Annotated in this window: 20 protein-coding genes and 2 tRNA genes; 8 read left to right on the top strand and 14 right to left on the bottom strand. The window is 70.4% G+C overall.

From position 1 onward, the window contains the following. Positions 1–2: 2 nt before the first annotated feature. From AC3WRT_RS11685 to AC3WRT_RS11665, 5 genes are all read left to right on the top strand, one after another. Positions 3–995, top strand: coding sequence for an AAA family ATPase (locus tag AC3WRT_RS11685; RefSeq protein ID WP_492722058.1), 993 nt, complete (start codon positions 3–5; stop codon positions 993–995). Then, positions 958–2313 carry a DUF58 domain-containing protein gene (locus AC3WRT_RS11680; protein ID WP_492722056.1) on the top strand — a complete coding sequence of 452 codons (1356 nt, stop codon included), beginning with the start codon at positions 958–960 and terminating at the stop codon, positions 2311–2313. The genes AC3WRT_RS11685 and AC3WRT_RS11680 overlap by 38 nt, the downstream gene beginning before the upstream one ends. A 2-nt stretch (positions 2314–2315) precedes the next feature. Next, positions 2316–2933, top strand: coding sequence for a hypothetical protein (locus tag AC3WRT_RS11675; RefSeq protein WP_492722054.1), 618 nt, complete (start codon positions 2316–2318; stop codon positions 2931–2933). A gap of 111 nt (positions 2934–3044) precedes the next feature. Further along, entirely contained in the window at positions 3045–3683 is a 639-nt protein-coding gene (locus AC3WRT_RS11670) for a TetR-like C-terminal domain-containing protein (protein WP_492722052.1), read from the top strand. 65 nt (positions 3684–3748) lie between these two features. Then, on the top strand, positions 3749–5296 hold the full coding sequence (locus tag AC3WRT_RS11665; protein WP_492722050.1) for an MFS transporter: 1548 nt from the start codon (positions 3749–3751) through the stop codon (positions 5294–5296). A 36-nt stretch (positions 5297–5332) separates the two neighbouring features. Here AC3WRT_RS11665 and AC3WRT_RS11660 read toward each other — a convergent pair whose 3' ends face one another. From AC3WRT_RS11660 to tig, 8 genes are all read right to left on the bottom strand, one after another. Further along, positions 5333–5893, bottom strand: a complete 561-nt coding sequence (locus tag AC3WRT_RS11660) for a hypothetical protein (RefSeq protein WP_492722048.1) — start codon at positions 5891–5893, stop codon at positions 5333–5335. Positions 5894–6027: 134 nt separating this feature from the next. Then, positions 6028–7305 (bottom strand): ATP-dependent Clp protease ATP-binding subunit ClpX, encoded by a 1278-nt coding sequence (gene clpX / locus AC3WRT_RS11655; protein WP_492722045.1) that lies wholly within the window; start codon positions 7303–7305, stop codon positions 6028–6030. A gap of 147 nt (positions 7306–7452) precedes the next feature. Further along, on the bottom strand, positions 7453–8127 hold the full coding sequence (locus tag AC3WRT_RS11650; protein WP_492722043.1) for a hypothetical protein: 675 nt from the start codon (positions 8125–8127) through the stop codon (positions 7453–7455). A gap of 199 nt (positions 8128–8326) precedes the next feature. Then, the gene (locus tag AC3WRT_RS11645; RefSeq protein WP_492722040.1) at positions 8327–8581 is read right to left on the bottom strand and encodes an acyl-CoA-binding protein; all 255 of its coding nucleotides are present in this window, start codon (positions 8579–8581) and stop codon (positions 8327–8329) included. Positions 8582–8699: 118 nt separating this feature from the next. After that, positions 8700–9353, bottom strand: a complete 654-nt coding sequence (locus tag AC3WRT_RS11640) for an ATP-dependent Clp protease proteolytic subunit (protein ID WP_492722038.1) — start codon at positions 9351–9353, stop codon at positions 8700–8702. Positions 9354–9383: 30 nt separating this feature from the next. Then, a complete protein-coding gene (locus tag AC3WRT_RS11635; RefSeq protein WP_492722036.1) occupies positions 9384–10022 on the bottom strand; it encodes an ATP-dependent Clp protease proteolytic subunit in 639 nt (212 codons plus the stop codon). Between the two features lie 216 nt (positions 10023–10238). Next, on the bottom strand, positions 10239–10532 hold the full coding sequence (locus AC3WRT_RS11630; protein ID WP_492722034.1) for a hypothetical protein: 294 nt from the start codon (positions 10530–10532) through the stop codon (positions 10239–10241). A gap of 236 nt (positions 10533–10768) precedes the next feature. Continuing rightward, positions 10769–12112 (bottom strand): trigger factor, encoded by a 1344-nt coding sequence (gene tig / locus AC3WRT_RS11625; protein WP_492722032.1) that lies wholly within the window; start codon positions 12110–12112, stop codon positions 10769–10771. A gap of 139 nt (positions 12113–12251) precedes the next feature. Between tig and AC3WRT_RS11620 the strand changes: the two genes are divergently transcribed. Next, entirely contained in the window at positions 12252–12770 is a 519-nt protein-coding gene (locus AC3WRT_RS11620) for a hypothetical protein (RefSeq protein WP_492722030.1), read from the top strand. Positions 12771–12804: 34 nt separating this feature from the next. On the opposite strand, the gene AC3WRT_RS11615 is transcribed toward AC3WRT_RS11620, so the two are convergent. Both AC3WRT_RS11615 and AC3WRT_RS11610 read right to left on the bottom strand, forming a co-directional pair. Then, positions 12805–13101 carry a DUF2087 domain-containing protein gene (locus AC3WRT_RS11615; RefSeq protein WP_492722028.1) on the bottom strand — a complete coding sequence of 99 codons (297 nt, stop codon included), beginning with the start codon at positions 13099–13101 and terminating at the stop codon, positions 12805–12807. A 45-nt stretch (positions 13102–13146) separates the two neighbouring features. Next, a tRNA-Gly gene (locus tag AC3WRT_RS11610) sits at positions 13147–13220 on the bottom strand. 109 nt (positions 13221–13329) lie between these two features. On the opposite strand from AC3WRT_RS11610, the gene AC3WRT_RS11605 reads away from it, so the two are divergent. Then, positions 13330–13403, top strand: a tRNA-Pro gene (locus AC3WRT_RS11605). A 90-nt stretch (positions 13404–13493) separates the two neighbouring features. On the opposite strand, the gene trmB is transcribed toward AC3WRT_RS11605, so the two are convergent. From trmB to AC3WRT_RS11585, 4 genes are read right to left on the bottom strand one after another with little or no spacing between them, the layout of a single operon-like run. Then, positions 13494–14213, bottom strand: a complete 720-nt coding sequence (gene trmB / locus AC3WRT_RS11600) for a tRNA (guanosine(46)-N7)-methyltransferase TrmB (protein ID WP_492722026.1) — start codon at positions 14211–14213, stop codon at positions 13494–13496. Positions 14214–14271: 58 nt separating this feature from the next. After that, on the bottom strand, positions 14272–15387 hold the full coding sequence (locus AC3WRT_RS11595; RefSeq protein ID WP_492722024.1) for a PP2C family protein-serine/threonine phosphatase: 1116 nt from the start codon (positions 15385–15387) through the stop codon (positions 14272–14274). Positions 15388–15430: 43 nt separating this feature from the next. Beyond that, positions 15431–15913: a ribose-5-phosphate isomerase gene (locus AC3WRT_RS11590; protein ID WP_492722022.1), complete on the bottom strand. Its 483-nt coding sequence runs from the start codon at positions 15911–15913 to the stop codon at positions 15431–15433. 53 nt (positions 15914–15966) lie between these two features. Further along, complete coding sequence (locus tag AC3WRT_RS11585; protein WP_492722020.1) at positions 15967–16611, bottom strand: mycothiol-dependent nitroreductase Rv2466c family protein; 645 nt, start codon at positions 16609–16611, stop codon at positions 15967–15969. Between the two features lie 139 nt (positions 16612–16750). Here AC3WRT_RS11585 and pepN point away from each other — a divergent pair, with 139 nt between their 5' ends. Next, positions 16751–19324, top strand: coding sequence for an aminopeptidase N (gene pepN / locus AC3WRT_RS11580; protein WP_492722019.1), 2574 nt, complete (start codon positions 16751–16753; stop codon positions 19322–19324). Positions 19325–19359 lie beyond the last annotated feature (35 nt).

Below are 19359 nucleotides of genomic sequence, written 5' to 3'. Positions count from 1 at the left end.
GCATGACCGACATGAACCTGGCCCGGGTCAGCGAGCTGAGCAGCGCCGTCCTCGACGAGATCGACCGCGCCGTCGTCGGCAAGCGCGAGGCGCTCAGGCTCGTCCTCGCCGGCATCCTCGCCGGCGGGCACGTCCTCATGGAGGACTTCCCGGGGCTCGGCAAGACGCTCGCGGCCCGCAGCTTCGCGCAGACGCTGGGGCTCGACTTCAAGCGCGCCCAGTTCACCCCCGACCTGCTGCCCGGCGACATCACCGGCTCGTTCGTCTACGACCAGCGCTCGGGCGAGTTCGAGTTCCGCGCAGGGCCGCTCTTCGCCGGCCTGCTGCTCGCCGACGAGATCAACCGCACGCCGCCCAAGACGCAGGCAGCCCTGCTCGAGGCGATGCAGGAGAAGCAGGTCACCGTCGAGGGCCGCACCTTCCAGCTGCCGCGCCCCTTCCACGTGCTCGCCACCGCGAACCCCGTCGAGTACGAAGGGACCTACCCGCTGCCGGAGGCACAGCTCGACCGCTTCCTCATGCGCATCTCCTTCGGCTACCCCACGCTCGACGAGGAGTGGGAGATCCTCTCCAACCGGATGGCCCGGCAGCGGGAGGAGGTGGAGCTCGACCGCGTCGTCGACGCGGAGCAGCTGCTCGCGATGCAGGCCGCCGTCGAGGCCACCGTGGTCGACGAGTCCGTCGGGCGCTACTGCGTCACCCTGACGGCCTCCACGCGTACGCACGGCGACGTCCTCATGGGCGCCTCACCGCGCGGCGCGCTTGGCCTGCTGCTGTGCTCCCGGGCGTATGCCGTCGTCGACGGTCGCGACTACGTGACCCCCGAGGACGTCAAGGCCGTCGCCGTGCCCGTCCTCGCGCACCGGATCACCGTCAAGCCGGAGCTCTGGATGAGCAACGCGTCGGGACGCAGCATCGTCGAGAGCCTGCTGCGCACGGTCGCCACACCCTCGGCGCGTGAGCACCTGGCCCCCGGCCGGGCGGCAGGCGCCTGACCCCGTGAAGCCCTGGCACCCGCACCGCAGCGTCACGCGCCGTCTCGGCGCGTGGGAGCCGACCGCTGCCCACCAGCGGGCGATCGTGCTCGCGGCCGGGGGCGCCGTCGTCGCCGTCGTCGGCCGACGCGCCGACCTGCTCGTCATCGTGGCGCCCCTCGTCGTGGCTGCTCTCTGGGGGCACCTCGTGCGCCCGCGCCGGGAGGTCACGGGCACGGCGCGGCTGGGCGACACCACCGTGCGCGAGGGCGCCGTGACCGGCCTTCGCGTGTCGACCGAGCCGGCCCTTCCCGACGTCGACGGGGTCGTCACCGTGGCCGAGGCGCCGTGGGTCGAGCGCAAGCCCTCGAGCGGCATCGTGCCGCTCGAGGACGGCAGCGCCTCGATCGGCCTTCGGTCGACGCGCTGGGGACGGCGGCGTACCGGGACGGTCAGCATCGCCCTGGTGAGCACCTGGGGCGCGTTCCGCGCCGGGCCCGTCGACCTGCCCGACCTCGACACCGCGACGCTGCCCGTGCCGGCCTCGTTCGACGCGAGCGCCCCGACCCCGCATCCGCGCGGCATCGTCGGCCTCAACCGGTCGAACCGGCCCGGCTCCGGCTCGGAGTTCAACACCATCCGTCCGTTCCACCCGGGTGACCGGCTGCGACGTATCCACTGGCCGGTGTCGATGCGCACCGGCGCCCTGCACGTCACGTCCACGTTCACCGACGAGGACGCCCACGTCTTCCTGCTCGTCGACTGCTTCAGCGATCTCGGTCCACGGGAGGGAATCGACGGCCGTCCCACGAGCCTCGACGTCACCGTGCGCGCGGCGGGTGCGATCAGCGAGCACTTCCTGCGGAGCAACGACCGGCTGACGTTGCGCACCGTGGGCGCGGCCGAGGTGCCGACCCTCGGAGTCGGATCCGGCACCAACCACCTCCGGCGGGTCCTCGACACCCTCGCCGCCATCTCGCCGGCCACCGAGCGACGCGACACCGGTGAGCACGCGATCCGCGGTCTCGACCCGAACGCCCTGTGCCTCGTGCTCTCTCCCCTCATCGACGCCACCATGCTGGCGATCGCCCACCGGTTGGCCGCCCGCGGCATGACCGTCGTCGTCGTCGACACGTTCCCCGAGCACCTCGTCGTGGACCCCACGAACGTCTACCTCGCGCTGGCGTGGCGGATCCGCCTGCTCTCCCGGGACGCCGAGGTGCACAGCCTCCGGCTGCGCGGGGTCCCGGTCGTGCCGTGGCGCGGCGCCGGCTCCCTCGACCAGGTGCTCCGCGACATCGCACGCCGCGCCTCCGCCCCGCGGATGGCGAGGCGATGACAGTGTCCAACCCCAACCCCGACCCCGGCCGCGAGCGGACGGGGCGGGCCTCGACGTCCGTGAGCTCACGACGCCTGCGGACACGGCGAACCCTGCACTTCGGCGCCGGCCCCGAGTGGTCGCTGGGCCAGCTCGGCGCGACCGCCGCCGCCATGGGCGGGGTCGCCGTCTACCTCGCGAGCCTCTCCCTCGCGGTAGGCGGCTTCGACGCCCTCTGGTGGGCGCTCGTCCTGCTGCCGCTGCTCACGATCGCCTGGGCGGGGTCCGCAGCCCCCCTCGTCTACTGGGCGCTGCTGCTGTACGGCTGGTTCACGCTCTCGCCGGCGGGCACCTTCTCCTGGTGGTCCCTCCCCGCCGCCGCCGGCTGCGTCGTGGGCCACGCGGCGACCGCGCTCTCCGCCTCGGCGCCACCGGCCGGATCGTTCAGTGCCCGCACCGCCCGACGCTGGGCGCGGCACACGGGCACGGCCTGGGCGGCTGCTGTGCCCGTCGCGGTCCTCGCCGGGCTGCTCGCCGGGCGTTCGCTGGAACTGGGGCAGGCGGCATACGTCGTCGGGCTCGGCGGGGTCGCGCTGGGCCTGTGGGTCGTGCGCACGAGCCCGCCCCTCGAGCGGGACTGACTCCACTTCGGCGCAAGGCTCGACAAACTCACTTGCTGCGTTGGCCGTGGGGGCTCTACGCTGTCCGATGAAACGAAACAGTTTCGTTTCATCGGTGCGGGACGGGTGGGCATGAGCACGACGGATGCAAGTACGGCGGACGCGGCACACGCGAGCCGTCCGCGCGTCGCCGGCGACCGCGAGGTCGAGATCCTCGGCGCCGCCATCGACGTCCTGCGCGAGGTGGGCTACGACCGGCTGACGTTCGACGCGGTGGCCGCGGCTGCTCGCGCGTCCAAGGCGACGCTCTACCGCCGCTGGCCGCACAAGCGCGACCTCGTCATCGACGCCGTCGGGCTGTTCATCGACTGCCCCGCCGAGCAGGACCCCGACAGCGGAAGCCTGCGGGGTGACCTGCTGGCGCAGGCCTGCGCCGATGGCGGTCTCGACGACGAGGTCGTCATCGGCACGTGGGGAGCCCTGCTGCCCGTGATCCACCGCGAGCCAGAGCTGGCCCGCGGCATCCACGAGCGGTTCGTGGCCCCGAAGATCCAGGCCACCCGCACCATCTTCGAGCACGCCCGACAGCGTGGCGAGATCGGCGAGCACGCCGACCTCGACACCCTGCTGATGATCCTGCCCTCCCTGTCGATCCACGAGGCGCTGCTCTCGGGACGACTGCCGGGCCCCGACCGTATCGCCGAGTTCGTGGACACCGTCGTCCTCCCCGCCTGCGCCGCCACCACCGCCTCTGCGCCCAGCACCCGCTGAGCGGGACCGCGACGCACCGGCCCGGCGGCCGCCATCACTGCTGCACGTCTTCGGAAGGAACTGCCATGTCCTCGACCACGGTCCACGAGGTGAACGAGCCCGCTGGCGACTTCACCTCACACGACAGCCCGCCCAAGCGTCTCGGGCTGGCGCTCTTCGTCATCTGCGCCGCCCAGCTCATGATCGTGCTCGACGGCACCATCGTGAACATCGCCCTGCCCCACATCGAGAACGACCTCGGCTTCAGCCAGGCGAACCTCCAGTGGGTCATCACCATCTACACCCTCGCCTTCGGCGGCGTGCTGCTGCTCGGCGGTCGCCTCGGTGACCTCTACGGCCGGCGGCGCATGTTCTTCTGGGGCATCGTGCTGTTCACGATCGCCTCACTGGTGGCGGGCGTCGCCCAGAACGAGGCGATGATGCTCGCGGCCCGTGCCGTGCAGGGCCTCGGTGGAGCGCTCGCCGCGCCCAACGCGCTCGCCCTCATCACGACGACCTTCCCGGCCGGCAAGGAACGCAACCGCGCCATGGGGGTCTTCGCCGCCATGTCGGGCGCCGGCGCCGCGATCGGCCTCATCCTCGGCGGCGCGCTGACGGAGATCGACTGGCGCTGGAACTTCTTCATCAACCTGCCGATCGGCATCGTCGTGGCCGTCCTCGCGCAGCGCATCCTCACCGAGTCCGAGGACGGCCGCGGCTCGCTCGACATCCCCGGCGCGATCACCTCGATCGCCGGTCTGTCCGCGGTCGTCTACGGCCTGACCCACGCCGCGAGCACGTCGTGGAGCGACACGACGACGGTCACATACCTCGCGGCGGGCGCCGTGCTGCTCGTAGCCTTCGTCGTCATCGAGACCCGCGTCGCGCACCCGCTCCTGCCGATGCGCATCCCCGGCGACCGCACCCGCGGCACGTCCTACTTCGTGATGCTCATCGTCGGTGCCGGCATGTTCGCCATGTTCTACTTCCTCGGCATCTACATCCAGACCATCCTCGGCTACTCGCCGCTCAAGACGGGCCTCGCGTTCCTGCCCTTCTCGGTGGGCATCGTCGTGGCGGCGCAGGTCGCCTCATTCCTCATCGCCAAGGTCGACCCGCGCTGGATCTCCGGCGCCGGAGCCGGCTTCGCGACGCTCGGCATGTGGGGCTTCACGCACCTGACGCCCCAGAGCACCTACACCACGGACCTGCTGCCGTGGATCGTCGTGCTCGCACTCGGCCTCGGCCTGATCTTCGTGCCGCTGACCCTGACGGCCGTTCACGGCGTCGCCCACGAGGACTCCTCGGTCGCCTCTGCGGTGCTCAACACCATGCAGCAGGTCGGCGGCACGCTCGGCCTCGCGACGCTGAGCACGGTGTTCGTGAACAACCTCAACGACCGGGTCGGCGAGCTGACGGCCAAGCTGCCGCAGGGCGGTCCGGCGCCGTCGAAGGACCAGCTGGCCGCCGCGCAGAAGATGATCGCCGACGAGGCGTTCACCTACGGCGCCAGCCGTGCCTACCTCGTCGCCGCGATCATGATCGCGGTCGGTGGCATCGTCACGCTGGTGGCCCTGCAGGTGCGCCACCAGGAGCTCGCGACGGACGGCGCGGCGCCGGCGCACATGGGCTGACACCGCCCCTCAAGCGAAAGAGCAGTTCGTCCCGCTTCAGACGTGGACGGACTGCTCTTTCGCTGTGGTCCACACAGCCGCCCATGGGACGTGCCAGCCGCCCAGGGCGACGCGCCGCTCGACGAAGGCGTGCCCCGGCAGATCGACGACCCGACCGATCGACGGCTCGTAGACGTCGAGGTCGACGTCGCCGGTGGGCGGCAGGACGAGCACCACGTGCCGGGGCGCCCACGCGTCGCCCACGTAGAGAAGCGCGGGCCGTCCGGCGCGGACTCGGGAGTGGAGCGCCGCGTAGGACTGCTCGAGTCCCACCCGGCCGCGCAGACGCAGCCAGGAGATGCCGTAGTCGGCCCCGGGGGCGGCCGCACCGTGCTCGAGCTCGTTGCGGGCACCCCACGGCGGCGTGCCGAGGGCCCGCGGCCACGGCACCTGGAGGCGCCGTCCCGCACCGACGAGCCCGTTGGTGCGCGACGCGACGACCTGCTCGTACGCCGCAAAGCGCTGAGCCTCGGTGCCCGCGTCGGGAACGTCGCCCTCACGGGCGTCCTTGCGTATGCCGTCCCGGATCCACCGCGCGAAGGCGGGATTGACGAGCATGCGCGCAACTGTCAGCGACGCAGACCCACAGGTCGTGCTCGTCTGCTGCAGGGGCGCGGAGTCACCGGCGACGAGCCGGAAGAAAGCCGCCTCCACGCGGGCCTCCGTTCACACCGGTCGAGCCACCTTGCGGGTCAGGCGGATTCCTTGCGGGGACGCTTGGCCCGCGGCTCGGCCTCACGCCGCACGATGGTCGGGTTGACGTTGTCGAGGACGACCTCGCGCGTCACGACGACGCGGGCGATGCCGTCGTCGCTCGGGACGTCGAACATCACGGGGAGGAGGACCTCCTCCATGATGGCGCGTAGCCCACGGGCACCGGTGCCTCGCAGGAGCGCCTGGTCGGCGACGGCCGCGATGGCGTCCTCGGTGAACTCCAGGTCGACGCCGTCGATCTCGAACATCTTCTGGTACTGCTTCACGAGCGCGTTGCGCGGCACCGTGAGGATGTTGACGAGGGCCTGCTGGTCGAGCGGCGCGAGCGTCGTCAGCACGGGCAGGCGGCCGATGAACTCCGGAATCAGCCCGAACTTCAGCAGGTCCTCGGGCATGACGTCGGAGAAGCTGTCGCCGAGGTCCTTGGGGTTGTGCAGCGGCTGGCCGAAACCGAGGCCCTTGCGACCCGAGCGCGACTCGATGATCTTCTCGAGGCCGGCGAAGGCACCACCGACGATGAAGAGCACGTTGGTCGTGTCGATCTGGATGAACTCCTGGTGCGGGTGCTTGCGCCCGCCCTGCGGGGGCACGGACGCCGTGGTGCCCTCGAGGATCTTGAGCAGGGCCTGCTGCACACCCTCACCCGAGACGTCGCGCGTGATCGACGGGTTCTCGCTCTTGCGGGCGATCTTGTCGACCTCGTCGATGTAGATGATGCCCGTCTCGGCCTTCTTGACGTCGTAGTCGGCGGCCTGGATGAGCTTGAGGAGGATGTTCTCGACGTCCTCGCCGACGTAGCCGGCCTCGGTCAGGGCCGTCGCGTCGGCGATGGCGAACGGCACGTTGAGCATCTTGGCCAGCGTCTGCGCGAGGTAGGTCTTGCCCGAACCGGTAGGCCCGATCAGCAGGATGTTGGACTTCGCGATGTCGACGTGGTCGTCGTCCCGCTTGACGCCCTCACCGGCCTGGATGCGCTTGTAGTGGTTGTAGACGGCGACGGCGAGCGACTTCTTCGCGACGTCCTGCCCGATGACGTAGTTCTCGAGGAAGTCGAAGATCTCGCGCGGCTTGGGCAGGTGGTCGAGGCCCAGCTCGCTGCTCTCGGCGAGCTCTTCCTCGATGATCTCGTTGCAGAGGTCGATGCACTCGTCGCAGATGTAGACACCGGGGCCGGCGATGAGCTTCTTGACCTGCTTCTGGCTCTTTCCGCAGAAAGAGCACTTGAGGAGGTCTCCGCCTTCTCCGATGCGTGCCACCGATTCGCTCCTGGTTCGTCGGCGCCGAACGCTGGGGTGCACCCGGCCGGCCCCAACGTGGGGCCGACTCCTATTAGACGACGGCCGGGGCCACCCTCGCTCGCGCAACGCCGTTTTTCCGCTGATGGCGGAAAAACGACGTCGCTGTCACTTGAACTGCTTCTCAGTTGGGTCGGGCCGTGTCCCATCCCCGCTGCCGTGCTCGCCGTCAGCACCGGACCGGCTGCGTCGACGCCCCGCGAGCAGGCCCAGCCCGACGGCCAGGGCGAGGCCGCCGACGGTCACCACGAGCAGCCCGGCCAGGCCGATGAGGAGCATCGTCGTCGCGGACATCCCGCCTCCGAGATCGATGTCCGCGGCTCCCGGCAGCGCGGTTCCGCCTGCCGTGGGGACGCGGCCCGGGCCCGCCGCGCCGACGAGACCATTGGCGTCGGCCGTGCCGGCGGGCGCAATGTCCTGACAGCCGCCTGCACGCAGCACGCCGTTCGTCACGTCGAGGGCGAAGACGTACGTCCTGCCCGCGACGACCTCATCGTGGGAGTACTGCGTCGCCAGCACGTGGGCCGTCGTGGGCGCCTCACCCTTGTGGACCGCCGTCACCTCGACCGTCCAGGCCAGGTCGTGCGGGCTCGCGTTGCCACCCGGGTCGTCCACCTGGGCCAGGCGCCCGGCCAGCACGACGTCGGAGTCGCCGACGACCTGCACAGGGGTGCGCCCGGCGCACGACGCCGCCGCCGGGACCTGCCCCAGACCCGTCCAGAGAGCCGCCAGCACGGTGAGTACCGCGGCCATGCTCGCCCGTCGCACGGCATACGCCCTCATGGGCCGAGCGTATGCCTCACGCCGCCACGTGGCGTGTTGTCGTGGCCGAAGTCGGACACAGGGCGCCCGCAACTGACCACACGGCGCTGGATGGGGGCAGTCATGCGGGAACGGCCACATCGCCCGGGAGGCTGGGGAAGTGAGGCGGCGCAGCAACGCGCCACCTGTCGACCTGCTGCGGCGGGACGTGGACGAAACCTCAGTCGGCGGTGAGGTCGCGGACGACCGCGACGTACTGCTCCTGCGCCGCTTCCTGCGGGGTGCCCGACAGGGCGGCCCACGCGTCGTACTTCTGTCGCCCGACCGGGTTGAACACACCGGGCCGCGAACCGGTCACGTCACCGGACGTCGCCTGCTTGAAGAGGCCGTAGAGGCGCAGCTTGACCTCCGTACCGGGATCATCCGTCAACCCCTTGACGGCCTCGGCCGCCTGCTCGAACTCTGCTGTAGCCATCGTGGAGACCTCCACCGTCGACGTCAGGGTGAACATCCATCCAAGCAGGTATGCCGGAAGGCCGGGTCCCAGCGGAACCCGGCCTTCCGGCATACGTGCTCTGAGAACGAGCCGGAGCTCAGACCTCGAGCGAGGCCTTGCGCGAGGCGAGCACCTCGTCGATGAGGCCGTAGGTCCGCGCGTCCTCGGACGACAGGATCTTGTCGCGCTCGATGTCGGTGCGAACCTGCTCGGACGTGCGACCCGTGTGGTGCGCGAGGGTGTCCTCGAGCCACGTGCGCATGCGAAGCACCTCGTTGGCCTGGATCTCGATGTCCGAGGCCTGGCCGTAGTCGCCGCCCGAGAGCGCCGGCTGGTGGATGAGGATGCGGGCGTTCGGCAGGGCGAAGCGCTTGCCCGGGGCACCCGCTCCGAGCAGCACCGCCGCGGCCGAGGCTGCCTGGCCGATGACGAACGTCTGGATGTCGGGCCGGACGAACTGCATCGTGTCGTAGATCGCCGTCATGGCCGTGAACGAGCCGCCGGGGCTGTTGATGTACATGAGGATGTCGCGGTCGGGGTCGAGCGACTCCAGCACGAGCAGCTGGGCGATGATGTCGTCGGCAGACGCGTCGTCGACCTGCACGCCGAGGAAGATGATGCGGTCCTCGAAGAGCTTGTTGTAGGGGTCGGACCGCTTCATCCCGTAGGAGGTGCGCTCCTCGAACTGCGGCAGGATGTAGCGGCTCGACGGTGCGGGCACCGCGAGGCGGTTGGTGGGTTCGATGTTCATGTGGGTCTCCAAGTCCTCGTCAGGCCGCGGTCAGTTCTCGCCCTTGGCGTCGGCCTGGCCGACACCCTTGCCCTCGACCGCCTGGTCGGAGCGGCTGAAGACGTGGTCGACGAAGCCGTACTCCTTGGCCTCCTCCGCGCTGAACCAACGGTCGCGGTCGGAGTCCTTCTCGATCTGCTCGACGCCCTGGCCGGTGTGCTCGGCGATCAGCTGGGCCATCTGCCTCTTGACGTAGAGCATCTGCTCGGCCTGGATCTTGATGTCGGTGGCCGTGCCGCCGATGCCGCCCGAGGGCTGGTGCATCATGACGCGGGCGTGGGGGGTGGCGTAGCGCTTGCCCTTCGTGCCGGCCGAGAGCAGGAACTGGCCCATCGAGGCGGCCATGCCCATCGCGACGGTGGCGACGTCGTTGGGGATCCAGTTCATCGTGTCGAAGATGGCCATGCCGGCCGAGATCGAGCCACCGGGGCTGTTGATGTAGAGCCAGATGTCCTTCTCAGGGTCCTCGGCCGACAGCAGCAGCAGCTGCGCCGCGATGGCGTTCGCGTTGTCGTCGCGCACGTCGGACCCGAGGAAGATGATCCGCTCCTTGAGCAAGCGGTTGTAGATGTGGTCGTCCAGACCACCCGGCATGCCGTTGCCGTTGGCGGAGGTCTCCGAAATCACCATGTCTCCATCGTCGAAGTGGTCCAGCCGCTCGCCACGGGAGGCGGCGCCGGCTGGCTCGTCATTGACCCTAACGCGCGACCCCGCGGGCTGATTTCCCGAACCCGGCCGTGTTCGCCGTGAGCGCACAAACCTGAGCCGGTGGGGCGCAACCACACGCACGGACCCCGCCGGGCGTATGCCGCCAGGCGGGGTCGGGCGTGCGCGCTCGCGCGGTGCCTACTCGTTCAGGCCGTTGTCCTGACCGGAGTCGCCGGCGTCGGACGCCCCGGGCGCTTCGGTCGCGTCTGCGGACTCCGAGGCGTCGTCGAACGACCCGTTGCCGCCGGCCTCGTCGAGGGACCGGTCCCTCGGCTCGGCTACCGGAGCGCTGCCGTCGAGGTTGCCGCGGTCGGCGTCGTCAGTCGTGTCCTGGACGCTGCCCTCGCCGGCCGAGGGGTTCGTGCCGTCGGGGTCGGTGCTGTTGATGTCGGAGTCCGCCATGCCGCCGCCCGGCTCGTCGGTGCTGCTCATCCGTGGCTCCTTCGTGACGCTGGAGTCGCCGCCCTGGCGACTGCCGGTGTCGTACCCGCGGCGCTGCGGAGGCAACCCGGATGGCATGGACGCGAACGCCCGGACCGGGTACCACGTCCGGGGACGGGGCGAGGCCGGCTCCACGGTGGAGCCGGCCTCGCGGCATTCCGTAGTGGAGGCGGGGCCTACGAGCAAGCTCTCGGCCTCCCCCGGCTCCAGCCTCGTCGTGGCGACGGTCAGGCGTCGGCCTTCTCGGACGTCGCCTCGCCCGTCTCGTCCGCCTCGACCTCGACGACCCCGTCCTCGTCCTCGGTGCCGGGCACGGCCTCGTTGAGGTCGATGACGTTCCCGGCGGTGTCCTTGACGGCCACCTTCTCGAGGACCGTGGCCAGCGCCTTGCGGCGGGCGACCTCGGCGACCATCGAGGGGATCTGGCCCTCCTGGTCGAGCGACTGAGCGAACTGGTTCGGGTCCATGCCGTACTGCTGTGAGCTCATGACGAGGAACTCGATGAGCTCCTGCTGCTCGACCTTGACCTCTTCCTTCTCGGCGATGGCGTCGAGGACGAGCTGGGTCTTCAGGCCCTTGCGGGTGCTCTCGTCGACCTCGGCGCGGTGCTCGTCGTCCTCGAGACGACCCTCGCCCTCGAGGTGGCTGTGCACCTCGGCCTCGATGATGCTCTCGGGGATCGGCACCTCGACCTTCTCGAGGATCGCCTCGAGAAGCTTGTCGCGGGCGGCGACGCCCTGGGCGAACTTGGCGTCGACCTCGGCCTTGGCGGTCAGGTCGGCCTTCAGCTCGTCGAGGCTGTCGAACTCCGAGGCCAGCTGGGCGAACTCGTCGTCGAGCTCGGGCAGCTCGCGCTCCTTGACCGCAGTGACGGTCACGGTGCAGTTGGCGTCCTGGCCCTCCTGGTCGCCACCGGCGAGGGGGGCGGTGAAGGACTTGGTCTCGTCGGCGGTCATGCCGAGAAGCGCCTCGTCGAGGCCCTCGAGCATGTTCTTGCTGCCGACCTCGTAGGAGACGCCGGTGACCTCGTCGATCTGCTCGCCGTCGATCTCGGCGGACAGGTCGATGGACACGAAGTCGCCGTCCTGGACCGCGCGGTCGACGCCCTTGAGCGTGCCGAAGCGGGCGCGCAGGTCGGTGAGGCGCTGCTCGACGGCCTCGTCCTCGACCTTGGCCTCGTCGACGGTCACCTCGATGTCGCCGAAGTCCGGCAGCTCGATCACGGGGCGCTTGTCGACCTCGGCGGTGAAGACGAAGTCCTCGCCGTCGGTCGCGGGCACCTGGAGGTCGGTGATCTCGGGCTGGCCGAGCGGACGCACCTCGTTCTCCTCGAGGGCCTGGCCGTAGAAGGTCGGGAGGGCGTTGTTGACGGCCTCCTCGAGGACGGCGGCACGGCCGACGCGCTGCTCGATGATTCGGGCAGGCACCTTGCCCTTGCGGAAGCCGGGCACCTGGATGTGCTCACCGATGTGCTTGATGGCCGCGTCGAGGCTCGGCTTGAGCTCCTCGAACGGGACCTCGACGGTCATCTTGACCCGGGTCGGGCTGAGGGTCTCGAGCGCACTCTTCACTGCGGGTACTCCATTGGGGTGGTGCCGACGCGGTCGTCGACGGTGAACTGGCGGGCCAGCGCACCATGCTATAGGCCGCGCGCCCGATGGCTAAATGCGCGGATCGTCGGCCGGTGCCCGACGCCTATGCTCGGAAGCCATGAGCACCCCTCCTCCCGGCCCCTTCGCCTCCCCCGAGAGCGCCGCCCTCCGACCGATCCAGATGGTGTCGGTCGCGGTCGGCATGGGGGCACTGATGCTCAGCGCGGTGCGGATCATCGTCGACCCTTCCGCGCCCATGCCCTCCCCCTGGGCCGTCGCGCTCGTCCTGGCCACGCTGGTCGGCTCGGCCGTCCTGATCCGCTACGTCGGGTATGCCGTCCCCGCCCTGCCGCTCGACCTGCCGCGGGCGAACGCCGAGGCCACGAGCCTGCGCTACTTCACGTCGACGACGACACTGCGTACGGCACTCGCAGAAGCTCCGGTGCTCGTGGCGTTCGCCTGCTCGTTCGCGTTCTCGCCGCACTCGTGGCTGCCCCTGGCCATCGCGCTGCCGGGCGGGCTCGCGCTCTTCTGGGTCCACGGGTGGCCGTCCGCGCGCACGGCCGCGGCGGTCGAGGCCGGCCTGGAGGCGGACGGGGCCGAGAGCTGGCTCAGCGAGTCGCTGGGCCTCCGCTGAGCGAGGCACCGATCGCGTACGCCGTGCGCCCGGGTCAGTCCACCGTGCCGCCGCTGCGCCAGTAGCGTCCCTCGGCACGGTCGAGGAAACCCTCCTCGACGAGGTAGCGGCGCAGGGCAGCGACGTCGGGGTGGAAGGCGCGCAGCCGGTTGTTGACCTCGGTCTCGTCGTAGCGCTCCCCCGGCTCGAACTGCTGCGCCAGCAGGTCGAGGATCACCAACCGTTTGCGGATCTTGGTGGGGATGCTCGTCAGGGTGCCGTCGGGCGCGATGAACGCGCGGAGGACGGCGTCCCGGTCTCGGAGGGCGTCCTGCAGGTCTGGGCGGAACATGCAGACCACGCTAGGAGGGACGGCGCGTCTGCGCCACGACGATTCTGGAGCGGGCGACGAGAATCGAACTCGCGTAATCAGTTTGGAAGACTGAGGCTCTACCATTGAGCTACGCCCGCAGGGCGCCGGTCGTGCCGGCGATCCGAGGCGCTAGCCTACTGGTTCGCGTCCGGCCGCTGAAATCGGCCCGCCCGCGGGTGCTTCGGTGCCCGCGTGCGAACGGACCGACGGGGCATGGCGCAGTTTGGTAGCGCGTCCGCTTTGGGAGTGGAAGGTCGCAGGTTCGAATCCTGTTGCCCCGACCGTGTGATGTCTAGGGACGTCTGCGACAGTGGCCCCACGGCAACGTGGGGCCACTGTCGTTCTCAGGGCAGCAGGTCGAGCCGGAGCTCTCAGGGCAGCAGGTCGAGCCGGAGCTCGTTGATGGTGCGCCCGGCGGCAATCCCCTTGGCCTCGAAGCCGTTCGCCGGCCGCCACTGCGGCCGCGAGGTGCGGTGCGCCTCGAACCGGGGGTGGGCGGCGACCTCGGCAAGGGCGTGCTCGGCGTAGAAGGCCTGGTCGGTGGCGACGAGCACGTGGCCGCCGGGCTTCAGGACGCGGGCGAGCAGGTCGAGGTTGTCGGGGCTGACGAAGCGTCGCTTGGTGTGCTTCTTCTTGCGCCACGGGTCGGGGAAGAAGAGGTGGACGGCGTCGAAGGTGTAGTCGGCGACGCGCTCCTGCAGGAAGAGCACGGCGTCGCCGATCTCGACGCGCAGGTTCGGGACACCCGCCTCGTCCGCGTCGGCGAGCATCCGGGCTAGGCCCGGGGTGTGGACGTCCATGGCGACGATGTCGTGCTCGGGGAAGGCAGCGGCATACGCGATCGCGGCGTGCCCGTGCCCGCAGCCGATCTCGAGGACGACGGGGGCACTGCGCCCGAAGGCCACGGCGGGTACCAACGCTCCGTCCGGCAGCGAACGGGCGGGGGCCAGGCGCTCGACGCGCTCCCTGGTCAGGGACGACAGCCTCCCGCGGCGCACGAAGGTACGCACCCGCGCCGGGGTCACGCCGGGTGGAAGGTCCGGCACGACGTGCTGCTTGCGGTCGCCGTCGGCTGCGGGATGGTCACTCACCCCGGCATCGTAGTGAGCCGTTCCCGGTCGCCAGAAACGCCGGCGCAGCGGCAAGCGGTCAGGTCCGCCAGATCGTCACGACGGCACGGTCGTCGCCCAGACCGGCGGCGGCCTGGTCGCAGAGCCGCTGCGCGAGCCCCTCGAACCCGGTGCGAATGAAGGACTCGGCCCGCCCGAGCATGCGGTCGATGCCGTCGACGAGGGCCTTGTCCCGCGCCTCGATGACACCGTCGCTGTAGAGCACGAGGGCGTCGCCGCGACGGATGGTGCCCGTCTCACGGGGGTACTCGGCGTTGTCGATGACGCCGAGCAGCGGACCGCGCCCGCCCGACAGCATTCGCCACCGTCCGGAGCCGGCGGCGAACTGTGCGGCGGCAGGGTGGCCGGCATACCCGATCGTGAAGTTGCCCGTCTCGAGGTCGACGGCCACGTGCACGGCGGTGGCGAAGCCCTCGTTCCAGCGCAGCCGGAGCAGGTGGTTGTTCGCGGACTGGAGGAACCCGCACTCGCTCATCTCGCCCAGGAGGCCGCCGAGCGCCCCCGACAGCAGCAACGACCGCGTGCCTACCTCCCGCCCCTTGCCCGAGACGTCGACGAGGGCGACCTCGAGGGTGCGGCCGTCGGTCGAACGGCTGGCCACGACGAAGTCGCCGGCGAAGCCGTCACCGTAGGCGGACTCGAGCGCGACCTCGGCGCCCCACGAGGGCGGCAGCGGCGGCAGCTCGCCCTGGGCACGGAGCCGGTCGCGCATGTCGACGAGCATCGACTCGCCGCTGACCCCGACGACACCCACCTGGGCACGGGCGTGCGAGAGCCACATCATGAGCAGCATCGTGGCGACGGTGACGATCTGGGCGCCCGTCGTCGTGCTCTTCACCGACCCGAGGTAGGCACCCAGGATCGACATGGACAGGAAGAGCCCGATGTAGACGACGAGGAGGAAGCGCGGCTCGAGGAAGAGCCCGGCCGCCACCACGATGAGCCCGTAGACGCCCCATGGGGTCTGTCCCGGCCACAGGAAGATCGCGGCCGTAGCCGCGACGCTCAGCGCGAGGAAGCCGCTGACGAGGGTCCACGGCGCTCGGCTGAGCCATGGGCCCAGGAGCCGGAGCCGTCGCAGGGGTCCCGCAGCGTAGCGCGGACGCCGAGAGACGATGCTCTCGTTGTAGGCCACGTGCCTCCCTCGGCGATAGGGGGGACGACCTGGCGCGGCGACGTCAGCGCCTGCCCGAGTCCGGCAAAGCGGGCAAGTCCCCCGTGTCCTCGTACGCGGAAACCATACCCAGACGGCGGCGGTGCCGCTCCCCATCACTGAAGTTCGTCGCGACGAAGGTGTCGACGATCTCCTTCGCCACGTCGTCGGGCGTGAACCGGGCGCCGATGGACACGACGTGGGCGTCGTTGTGCTCCCGCGCCAGCGACGCCAGCTCGGCGGAGTAGGCCAGGGCGGCTCGGATGCCGGTGACCTTGTTGGCGGCAATCTGCTCGCCGTTGCCGGACCCGCCGAGCACGACCCCCAGCGAACCGGGGTCGGCGGCCACGGCCTCGGCCGCCCGCAGCACGAACACGGGGTAGTCGTCCTCCGTGTCGTAGCCGAACGGGCCGTGGTCGACGACGTCGTGGCCGGCCGCACGCAGGTGCGTGACGAGGGACTGGTGGAGCTCGTATGCCGCGTGGTCGCCGCCGATGTGGATGCGCATGTCCGTCCTTGGTTCGTCGGTTCGCTGGTGGTGGGCCTGCCCGTGCGGCCGTCTCAGGTGAAGATCGGGCCCTCGGTGCGGGTGCGCTTGAGCTCGAAGAAGCCGGGAGTGCCCGCGACCAGCACGCAGCCGTCCCACAGTCGGGCGGCGTCCTCGCCCTTCGGGGCGGGCGTGACGACCGGGCCGAAGAAGGCGACGCCGTTGACGGCGATGATCGGGGTGCCCACGTCGGTCCCGACGAGGCTGATGCCGCGCTTGTGGCTGCGGTGGAGGGCCGCGTCGTACTTCTTGTGGTGCGCCTCCCGCGCCAGGGTCGCCGGCAGACCCACCTCGTCGAGGGACTCGCGGATCACCTGGTCGAAGTCGTTCATCCGGCCCAGGTGGATGCGGGTGCCCATCGCGTCGTAGAGCGGCTTGACCACGGGGTCGCCGTGCTCCTGGGCGGCGGCGATGATGACGCGAACCGGCCCCCACGCCTCGTCCATGCGCGCGCGGTAGGCGGCGTCGAGGTCGTGCCGGTGCTCGTTGAGGACGGCAAGGCTCATGACCGACCACGTCACCTCGATGTCGCGCAGCCGCTCGACCTCCATGAGCCACCGTGAGGTCATCCAGGCCCAGGGGCACATCGGGTCGAACCACATCTCGACACTGTCGGTGCTGTCGGGGCTCGTCCTCGCGTTGTCGTTCGCATCGACCATGCGGCCCATCATGGCACTGCCACCGACAGCCTCATCGCGGTGGTGGACGGTGTGGGGTTCCGTGCGAGGATGGCCCGCGACGACGCCGTCCGAGCGACGCTGCGCCGCGCCCCCAGCACCCTTTCCAGGAGGTCCCTACGTGCCCGGCAAGAACCTGACCCGCGACGAGGCAGCGAGTCGCGCAGCCCTGCTGCGCGTCGACTCCTACGACGTCAGCCTCGACCTGGCGACGGGTCCGGAGAACTTCCGCACCGTCACGACGGTCACGTTCACCTGCTCCGAGCCCGGGGCCGACTCCTTCATCGACCTCATCGCCGACTCAGTCCAGCGCGTCACGCTCAACGGCGTCGACCTCGACCCTGCCGAGGTCTTCGCGGACTCCCGCATCGCCCTCCCCGGTCTGGCGAGTGAGAACGAGCTGACCGTCGACGCGACCGGCCGCTACACCAACACGGGCGAGGGCCTGCACCGCTTCGTCGACCCGGTCGACAACGAGGTATACCTCTACACGCAGTTCGAGGTCCCGGACTCCCGTCGGATGTATGCCGTCTTCGAGCAGCCCGACCTCAAGGCGTCCTTCCGCTTCACGGTGACCGCGCCCGCGCACTGGAAGGTGATCAGCAACTCCCCCACGCCCAAGCCGGAGGCAGCGGGCGTCGCCGAGGGGGTCGAGCGCGCCACGTGGTCGTTCGAGCCGACCCAGCGGATCTCCTCCTACATCACGGCGCTCATCGCCGGCCCGTACGACGAGGTGCGCGACGAGGTGCAGACGCGCAAGGGCGTCGTGCCGCTCGGGGTCTTCTGCCGCAGGTCGCTGACCCAGCACCTCGACGCCGACAACATCTTCGACTGCACCAAGAAGGGGTTCGCCTTCTTCGAGGAGGAGTTCGACCAGCCGTACCCCTTCGAGAAGTACGACCAGATCTTCACGCCCGAGTACAACATGGGCGCGATGGAGAACGCCGGGGCCGTGACGTTCACCGAGGTCTACGTCTTCCGCTCCAAGGTCTCGGAGGCCAAGATCGAGCGCCGCGCGCTGACGATCCTGCACGAGCTCGCGCACATGTGGTTCGGCAACCTCGTGACGATGAAGTGGTGGGACGATCTCTGGCTCAACGAGTCGTTCGCGGAGTGGGCCTCGACGACGTGCCAGGCCGAGGCCACCGAGTGGACGAGCGCCTGGACGACGTTCGGCACGGCCGAGAAGGCGTGGGCCTACACGCAGGACCAGCTCTCCTCGACGCACCCGATCGCTGCCGACATGCGTCACCTGGAGGACGTCGAGGTCAACTTCGACGGCATCACGTACGCCAAGGGCGCGTCGGTGCTCAAGCAGCTCGTCGCATACGTCGGTCGTGAGCCGTTCGTGGCGGCGCTGCGCGAGTACTTCAAGAAGCACGCGTGGGGCAACACGACCCTCGCCGACCTGCTCGGCGAGCTCGAGAAGGCCTCGGGCCGTGAGCTCACCGAGTGGAGCAAGCTCTGGCTCGAGACGGCGGGCGTCAACACGCTGCGCCCGGTCTTCGAGGTCGACGGCGACGGTCGGTACAGCTCGTTCGCGATCACGCAGACCGCGGCCGACGAGTACCCGACGCTGCGTCCCCACCGCATCGGCATCGGGCGGTATGCCGTCCGCAGCGGCGACGATGCCGACGTGCTCGAGCGCATCGGCTACGACGAGGTCGACATCGCCGGCGAGCGCACCGAGATCGCCGAGCTCGTCGGCCAGGAGCAGCCCGACCTGCTGCTGCTCAACGACGACGACCTCGCGTACGGCAAGATCCGCCTCGACGAGCGCTCGCTCGCCACGGCCCTGACGTCCCCGCGCGGTTTCACCGACTCGCTGCCGCGCTCGCTCGTGCTCGGTGCCACCTGGGACATGACGCGCGACGGCGAGATGCCGGCTCGCGACTTCGTCCGGTTCGTCCTCGAGTCCATGCCCGGCGAGACCGACTCGACCCTCCTGCGGGTCCTGCTCGGCCAGGTGTCCACCGCGGCGCGCCTCTACACGGCGCCGGAGCACCGGGACGAGGTGTCAGCGCTGCTGTCGTCGTCGCTGCGCTCGCTCGCCGAGACGGCCGAGGCCGGCAGCGACGCCCAGTTCCAGCTCGTGGAGGCCTGGGCCGGTTCGACGTCCGACCCCGCCGACGAGGCACGCCTCCGCGCCATTCTCTCGGGCGCGGAGTCCCTGCCCGGCCTCACCATCGACACGGAGCTGCGGTGGACCCTGATCAAGGCGCTGGCTGCCATCGGGGCGGCCGACGAGGTCGAGATCGCGACCGAGCTGGACCGTGACCCGACGGCGACCGGCCGGGAGCGCGCCGCCGAGGCCCTCGCCGCACGTCCTACGGCCGAGGCGAAGGCCGACGCCTGGGCCAAGGCCGTCGAGCGCAACGACCTTCCCAACCAGATGGTCGAGGCGGTCAGTGCGGGATTCCGACGCAGCGCCGACCTGTCCCTGCTCGAGCCCTACGTGGAGAAGTACCACTCGATGCTCGTCGACGCCTGGGCGCAGCGCAGCGTCGCCATCGGCGAGCGGGTGGTCGGCGGGTTCTATCCGTTCTCGCTCGCCAGCCAGGAGCTCAAGGACGCCTCGGACGCCTGGCTCGCGGCCAACCCCGACGCCGCGCCAGGCCTCGTGCGCACGGTCGCCGAGAACCGCGACACCATCGCTCGCGCCCTCCTCGCGCAGGAGCGCGACCGACGCGGCTGACCGGCGGTGGGGGGGGGGGGGGGGGGGGGGGGGGG

The sequence above is a fragment of the Terrabacter sp. FW104-15G4B genome, from assembly GCF_058790095.1.
The sequence above is the reverse complement of the archived record's forward strand: the minus strand, read 5'-3'. Positions and strand labels throughout refer to the sequence as shown.